The sequence below is a fragment of the Spirochaetota bacterium genome, assembly GCA_038043445.1.
Classification (GTDB): Bacteria; Spirochaetota; Brachyspiria; order Brachyspirales; family JACRPF01; genus JBBTBY01.
Genome location: JBBTBY010000016.1, coordinates 25,166 through 31,676 on the forward strand (window position 1 = coordinate 25,166; position 6,511 = coordinate 31,676).

Genomic DNA, 6,511 nt, shown 5'->3' on the forward strand with positions numbered 1-6,511 from the left:
GCGCACGCTCATCGTCCAACCCCGATGCTTTCTATCGTTGCACAGAGCACATCAGGATAGTCGGAATGAATGCCCCGCATGCCGCGAACGATGAATTCCCTGTTGTCCTCATCGGTGTTCGAGTAAAACATGTTCGCCATGAACCCCATATCGTTCACGAGCGTGCAGAAAGCCCTGTCGCAATAGGAACGAAGCGGCTGTATCACCATGGCATTGCGCGCCTTAAGCGAATGAAGGATGTCTTCGTCCATTGCATGCTGCCGCTCAAGTATACATACCTCAATGTCCGCATCGATGCGCTGGACGGCTTCCGCGTCGGTAAATCTGTTCACGGTGAGATAGCCGCGTGTGTAGAGGTCATATCTTTTAAAGAGCGCACATATCGTTCCCAGAAGATCGCCGTTGGTCTGATACACCTGCACATTCAGCGTTATGCGCCGGGGGATGGCATCGAATGTCTCTTCGAGCGTCGGTATCGAACAGTCGGGGAATTGCGGCGATGCCGTATGCGCTCCGCGCGCGTGGTCGCCCTGCCAGTGCGAGAAATTGAGCCGTTTGAGATCTTCAAGCGTGTGATCACCGACCGCACCGGTGCCGTTCGATGTCCTGTCTATCGTTCCATCGTGCAGAACGACCGGAACACCGTCTTTCGTACCGCGCACATCGAATTCGATGATATCCACGGGAAGCCGTGCCGCCTCGGTGAATGCGATGAGCGTATTTTCAGGGTACTTGCCGGAAAAACCGCGGTGTGCGGTAACTACTGTCCTTGGGGATGCATACCGCGGCGCAATAACGAGCTTGTTTACCATTAAGTTTACCTATAGGATATATTAATAGCAAACAGATAATTGTCAAGCAGAGCGGATGCTAATCGAGATACACCCAGAGGAGCTTGAGACTTCTTTTGTCGAGCGCGCTGATATTGTCGATACACCTTGAATTTCCACGGCAATCCTGTATCATCGGCGCATCACATGAGCGGAGAGCGCAATGAGATTCATGTCCGATGACTTTCTCCTTACCACGCCGGCAGCGCGAAGGCTCTATCATGAGCATGCGGCGCATATGCCGATATTCGATTTTCACTGTCATCTCAATCCCAGGGACATAGCCGACGACAAGCGATACCGGAGCATAACCGAGGTCTGGCTCGGCGGCGACCACTACAAATGGCGCGCCATGCGGAGCAACGGCGTACCCGAACGCTTCATCACCGGGGATGCGGGCGACTGGGAGAAATTCGAGCGCTGGGCGGACACGATACAGCATGCGATGCGCAATCCGCTCTATCATTGGACGCATCTCGAATTGCAGCGGGTATTCGGCATATATGATGTGCTCTCGCCGAAGACGGCGAAAAAGATATTCGACACATGCAACGCCATCATCGCAGAACCGTGGTTCTCAGCCCGCGGCATCATGAAGCAATTCAAAGTAGCCGGCGTCTGCACGACGGACGACCCTGTCGACTCGCTCGAACATCACCGCAAAATAAAGAGCGACGGGTTTTCATCTGCCGTACTCCCGACATTCCGTCCGGACAAGGCCATGGCGGTGGAGAACCCCGAGCTCTTCAATGACTGGGTGGTGAAGCTCGAAGCGGCGGTCAACTGCTCCATCGGCACATTCCAGCAATTCCTCGATGCGTTCAAGAAGCGCCATCTTTTCTTTCACGAGATGGGCTGCCGCGTATCCGATCACGGCATGGAATATGTCACTTTTCTCCCGGTATCCGACAATGACATGCCGGACATTTTCGCCAAGGTGCGCGCCGGCGCATATCTGACACATGATGAGATAGCGAAATTCAAGACCGGCATGCTCCGCGAATGCGGTCATCTCAATCACGATCACGGCTGGATCATGCAGCTCCATCTGGGCGCGATACGCAACAATAATACGCTCATGTTCCGTGCGCTCGGTCCGGACACCGGCTTCGACTCCATCGGCGATGCCTCGGTGGCAAAAGACCTTTCGCGGTTCCTCGACTCGCTCGCCCTGGAGCATTCGCTCCCCAGGACGATACTCTACAACCTCAACAGCAAGGATAATAAGGTGCTCGGCAGCATGCTCGGTAATTTCCAGGACGGCTCGATACCGGGGAAGATACAATTCGGCTCCGCATGGTGGTTCCTCGATACGAAAAAGGGCATGGAGGAGCAGATCGATGCGCTTTCGGAGCTCGGCCTCCTCTCGCGCTTCGTCGGCATGCTCACCGATTCAAGGAGCTTCCTCTCGTATCCGCGGCACGAATACTTCCGCCGCATACTCTGCAACAAGATCGGCGTCGAGGTCGATGCCGGAGAGCTGCCCGCCGACTGGGAATCCCTCGGGGCCATGATCGGGGATATATCGTATACGAACGCAAAGAACTACTTCGGCATACCGCTCGTTTTTTGACTTTTACCGGAACTTTGTTTATAATGTGCCCGCATTCGGTAAATGATGGAGTGATCGCATGGCGAAAAAGACCATCCTTGTCATTGATGACGAAAAGAACATCCGCACGCTCTTCGAGGATGAATTCCGCGAAGACGGGTTCGATGTCATCGCAACCGATGACGGGCATGAGGCGCTCAGGCTCATAGAGCAGAAAAAGGTCGATCTCATCACCCTCGACATCAAGATGCCGAAGATGGACGGCATCGAATTCCTCGGGAAAGTGCGCGAAAGACACAAGCACCTGCCCATCATCATCTGCACCGCCTACGATAATTACCGACAGGAGTTCTCCGTATGGAGCGCCGACGGGTATGTCCTCAAATCCGCCGATATGTCAGAGATAAAAGAAAAGATCCACAAGATCATAGGATAACATGTGCCGCAACTACGAAAAGACATCATCACCGAACGCTGGGTCATCATCTCCGACGAACGCAAGGACCGCCCGCGCGAATACGTGTCCGAGCATAAGCGAGCGGAGGATTTCTTCTGCCCGTTCTGCCCGGGGAACGAATCAAAAACACCCCCCGCAATAGAGGAGTATCCCGGCGCCGACGGCACATGGTCAATTCGCGTCGTCAACAACAAATACCCCGTATTGGTGCACGGGGATGATATCGGCCACGACCGCGACTCGCTCTATGAATCGATGAACGGCATCGGCGAGCATGAGATAATCATAGAGAATCCGAGCCATGATTTCTCGCCCTACTCGGCGGACGCGGCATCCATGGCGAAGATATATCAGGTGGCGGCCGGGCGGCTCCTGGCGCTGTCGAAGATAGAGCATCTGCGCTACGCCATGTGTTTCAAGAACTTCAAGGCGGGCGCCGGCGCAACGCTCTCCCATCCGCATTCACAGATCATCGCCATGCCCATAGTGCCGAAGACGATATGGGAAGAGCTCATGGGTTCGAAGGATTACTTCGACCGCCGCGGCGAATGCGTCTACTGCTCCATCATCGCTGAAGAGGCGATGCGCAAGGAGCGCGTGATAACCGAGAACAAGACCATGATAGCCATTTCCCCGTATGCAAGCATTACGCCCTTCGAGGTGTGGATACTTCCGAAGGGCCATCGATCGGATTTCCACGCCATCGATGAAGCGCTTGCCGCGGATATCGGCGAGATCGTCTGCGACGTGTACCGCCGGCTTAAGGCCGTCATCGGTGAAGCGCCGTTCAACAGCTTCCTGCACACATCGCCGTTCCGTTTCCCGCTCACGAGCTTCGGGAAATATTTCCACTGGCACCTTGAGATAGAGCCCAAACACGGGGCCATCGCCGGCTTTGAGCTCGGCAGCGGTTTCCATATCAATCCCTATTCACCCGAGGAATGCACACGGCTGCTTAGGGATTGTTAGCATGAACGTTCTCTTCGTCACCGCCGAGGCGTCCCCCTATCTCAAGACCGGCGGTCTCGGCGATGTATCCGAGGCGCTCCCCCTTTCGCTCGCTTCGCTCGGCATGAACGTGCGCATCGTTACACCGCATTATCGCGCATTCGATTCATACATCCGCAACAACGCCGTCGCGGTACGAAGGCGCATCCCGATAGCCGTCATGCTCGCCGGGGAGTACATCGCAGCAGCGGCAGTGGAAACGATACATCCCTCCGATGAGCGCATCACGGTCTGGTCCATCGAATGCCCGGTGTATTTCGATCGACCGGGGCTGTACGGCGAGAGCGGACGGGATTACCCCGACAATGCCGAACGTTTCATCTTCTTCAACAAGGCCTGCATAGAGCTTATCCGCATATGCGCCGAACGCGGTGAATGGACGCCCGATGTCGTGCACTCCAATGACTGGCACACGGCGGTGATAGCATTCTACATCACGAAAGTATACTCCTCTATGCGGCCGTTCGATCGCATGGGTACGGTGTTCACGATACACAATCTCGCCTATCAGGGTGTGTTCTCATCGCTCGATTATCCCCTGCTCGGGGCCGACTGGGCACATTTCACCGACAGCAGGATGGAACATTTCGGCAATATCAATTTCATGAAATCGGGCATTGCCTGTGCACATGCGGTGACCACGGTAAGCCCGACCTATGCCCGCGAGATACTTTCCGACGATCAGGGATTCGGTCTCGCGGAATTCATCAGGCATCACCGAAAAAAGCTCACCGGCATCCTGAACGGCGCGCGTTATGAAACATGGTCGCCCGAAAAAGACACGCTTATCCCTTCGCAGTACAGCGCACGGGACCTCTCGGGGAAGATCGCCTGCAAAAAAGAGCTCTGCTCCCAGTTCGGCATCCCGTACCAGGAGGGTACGCCCGTCATCGGCATCGTGAGCCGGCTTACGATGCAAAAGGGCCTTGAGCTCGTGCTTGCCGCAATGAGCGATATACTGCGCCGCACTGTCGTCCTTGTCGTTCTCGGCGTCGGCGATATCAAATACGAAGCTTCGTTCAGCGCCTGGCGCACGATACGCCCCTCACGCGTCGGCGTTCATCTCGCATTCAGCGACGAGCGCGCCCATCTCGTCGAAGCGGGAAGCGATATGTTCCTCATGCCCTCGCTTTTCGAACCCTGCGGCCTCAATCAGATGTATTCCCTGCGCTACGGCACCGTACCGATAGTACGCTTCACCGGCGGGCTTGCCGACACCATTATCGATCGGGACAGTGACAGCAAAGAGGCGAACGGGTTCACCTTCCGTGAGTTCACGCCGCAGGCGCTTCTTGCAGCGATAGACCGCGCACTTGCCGTGTACAACGATGGACCGTCATGGAAAAAGCTCATGATGAACGGCATGCGCACGTCATTCTCGTGGGATGACGCTGCAGCGCAGTATAGCAAGGTCTATGCGCAGGCAAAAAACGCCGCAGCACTTCGTAAAAATAAAAAACGAACGGCAGGAAAGCCGAAGAAAAACCGTAAACAATAATTCCACCACAGAGCTCACAGAGAAAAAACTGAGATTATATGAAGAGATTTTTAAGACCGGTATTTCCGTTGGACCAAACAAAACCGCATCTTCTCTGTGCTCTCCGTGGTTCTATTTCCCTTGGACAACAGGATTCTTCATCCGCCAGCCGTACAGAAAGACAGCGGCCGCCGTCGATACATTGAGCGAATCGAAACCGCCGTAGTGCTCGATACGAACGCGGAAATCCGCCTTCTCATAGAGCTTCTGACGTACACCGCCATGTTCGCTCCCCATGATGAGCACGGACGGCGTATCGAATTTCGCATCGGCGAGCGGGATATCGCCCTTGCCGTCGGCGGCGTATATCCAGAAACCGAGGTCCTTGAGCTCGGCAACGGCCTGCGATAGATTGACGACGGTCACCGTCGGTATGTGATAGGACGCCCCCGCCGAGGTACGATGCACATCGGTCGTTACCCGCGCGCTATTATCCTTGGGCAATACGACGCCTGCTGCGCCGAAATAATGGGCGCTCCTCATTATCGCGCCGAGATTATGCACATCGGTAATACCGTCGAGCATAAGAATGAGCGGACACTTTCCAGCGGCTTTCGCCATTTCGGCCAGCGATGCGGCGCTGTAGGCGGCAAGCGGCGTATCGCTCACCTCCGCTACGATCGGGGCGCTTGTCTCCGTCGTTTTACGTAATGTCGTACGCGGGAGATATTCGACGCGCACGTCCTGCCTCGCAGCAAGATCGGCGAGCTCGCGCACACGCTGCTTGCTCTCGGACTCGTCCACGAGCAGGCGCTTGACCGTCCCGGCCTTGAGCGCCTCGGCGATGACGTTCTTTGCGGTGATGAACATTGTTTATCCTTCTTTTTCGACCACGAACATGCAATACGGCGCGAACGTGTTCGGGAGTATCCGCACCGGGCGTTTTTCGCTGTAGTAGAAGCGTTTGAGTATGCGATACTCCCGCTCGCGGCACATGGCGACGAAATCGTTGAGCGTGAGGAGGTGGATGTTCGGCGTGTCGTACCATTCGAACGGCAGCCATTTCGATTTCGGCATGCGCCCGTACAGAACGAATGAAAGCACATTCGCGTAGTAGCCGAAATTGGGGAAGCTCGCGATGACGCGCCTGCCGATACGAAGCGCCTCGTCGAGCGCGCGCACCGCGT

7 protein-coding genes are annotated in these 6,511 nt (G+C 55.7%); 4 read left to right on the top strand and 3 right to left on the bottom strand.

Going from position 1 to position 6,511, the window contains the following annotated elements; all coding sequences use genetic code 11:
- Window positions 1-8 precede the first annotated feature (8 nt).
- Window positions 9-812 (bottom strand): glycerophosphodiester phosphodiesterase family protein, encoded by an 804-nt coding sequence (locus AABZ39_02670; GenBank protein ID MEK6793653.1) that lies wholly within the window; start codon window positions 810-812, stop codon window positions 9-11.
- 181 nt (window positions 813-993) lie between these two features.
- Here AABZ39_02670 and uxaC point away from each other — a divergent pair, with 181 nt between their 5' ends.
- From uxaC to glgA, 4 genes are read left to right on the top strand one after another with little or no spacing between them, the layout of a single operon-like run.
- Window positions 994-2,403: a glucuronate isomerase gene (gene uxaC / locus AABZ39_02675; protein MEK6793654.1), complete on the top strand. Its 1,410-nt coding sequence runs from the start codon at window positions 994-996 to the stop codon at window positions 2,401-2,403.
- A 58-nt stretch (window positions 2,404-2,461) separates the two neighbouring features.
- Window positions 2,462-2,818 (top strand): response regulator, encoded by a 357-nt coding sequence (locus AABZ39_02680; protein MEK6793655.1) that lies wholly within the window; start codon window positions 2,462-2,464, stop codon window positions 2,816-2,818.
- A gap of 3 nt (window positions 2,819-2,821) precedes the next feature.
- Window positions 2,822-3,808 carry a galactose-1-phosphate uridylyltransferase gene (locus AABZ39_02685; protein ID MEK6793656.1) on the top strand — a complete coding sequence of 329 codons (987 nt, stop codon included), beginning with the start codon at window positions 2,822-2,824 and terminating at the stop codon, window positions 3,806-3,808.
- Between the two features lies 1 nt (window position 3,809).
- A complete protein-coding gene (gene glgA, locus AABZ39_02690; GenBank protein ID MEK6793657.1) occupies window positions 3,810-5,345 on the top strand; it encodes a glycogen synthase GlgA in 1,536 nt (511 codons plus the stop codon).
- Window positions 5,346-5,456: 111 nt separating this feature from the next.
- On the opposite strand, the gene rlmB is transcribed toward glgA, so the two are convergent.
- Window positions 5,457-6,194 carry a 23S rRNA (guanosine(2251)-2'-O)-methyltransferase RlmB gene (gene rlmB / locus AABZ39_02695; GenBank protein MEK6793658.1) on the bottom strand — a complete coding sequence of 246 codons (738 nt, stop codon included), beginning with the start codon at window positions 6,192-6,194 and terminating at the stop codon, window positions 5,457-5,459.
- A 3-nt stretch (window positions 6,195-6,197) separates the two neighbouring features.
- On the bottom strand, window positions 6,198-6,511 hold a 314-nt coding region (locus tag AABZ39_02700; protein ID MEK6793659.1), incomplete at its 5' end, for a methionine biosynthesis protein MetW.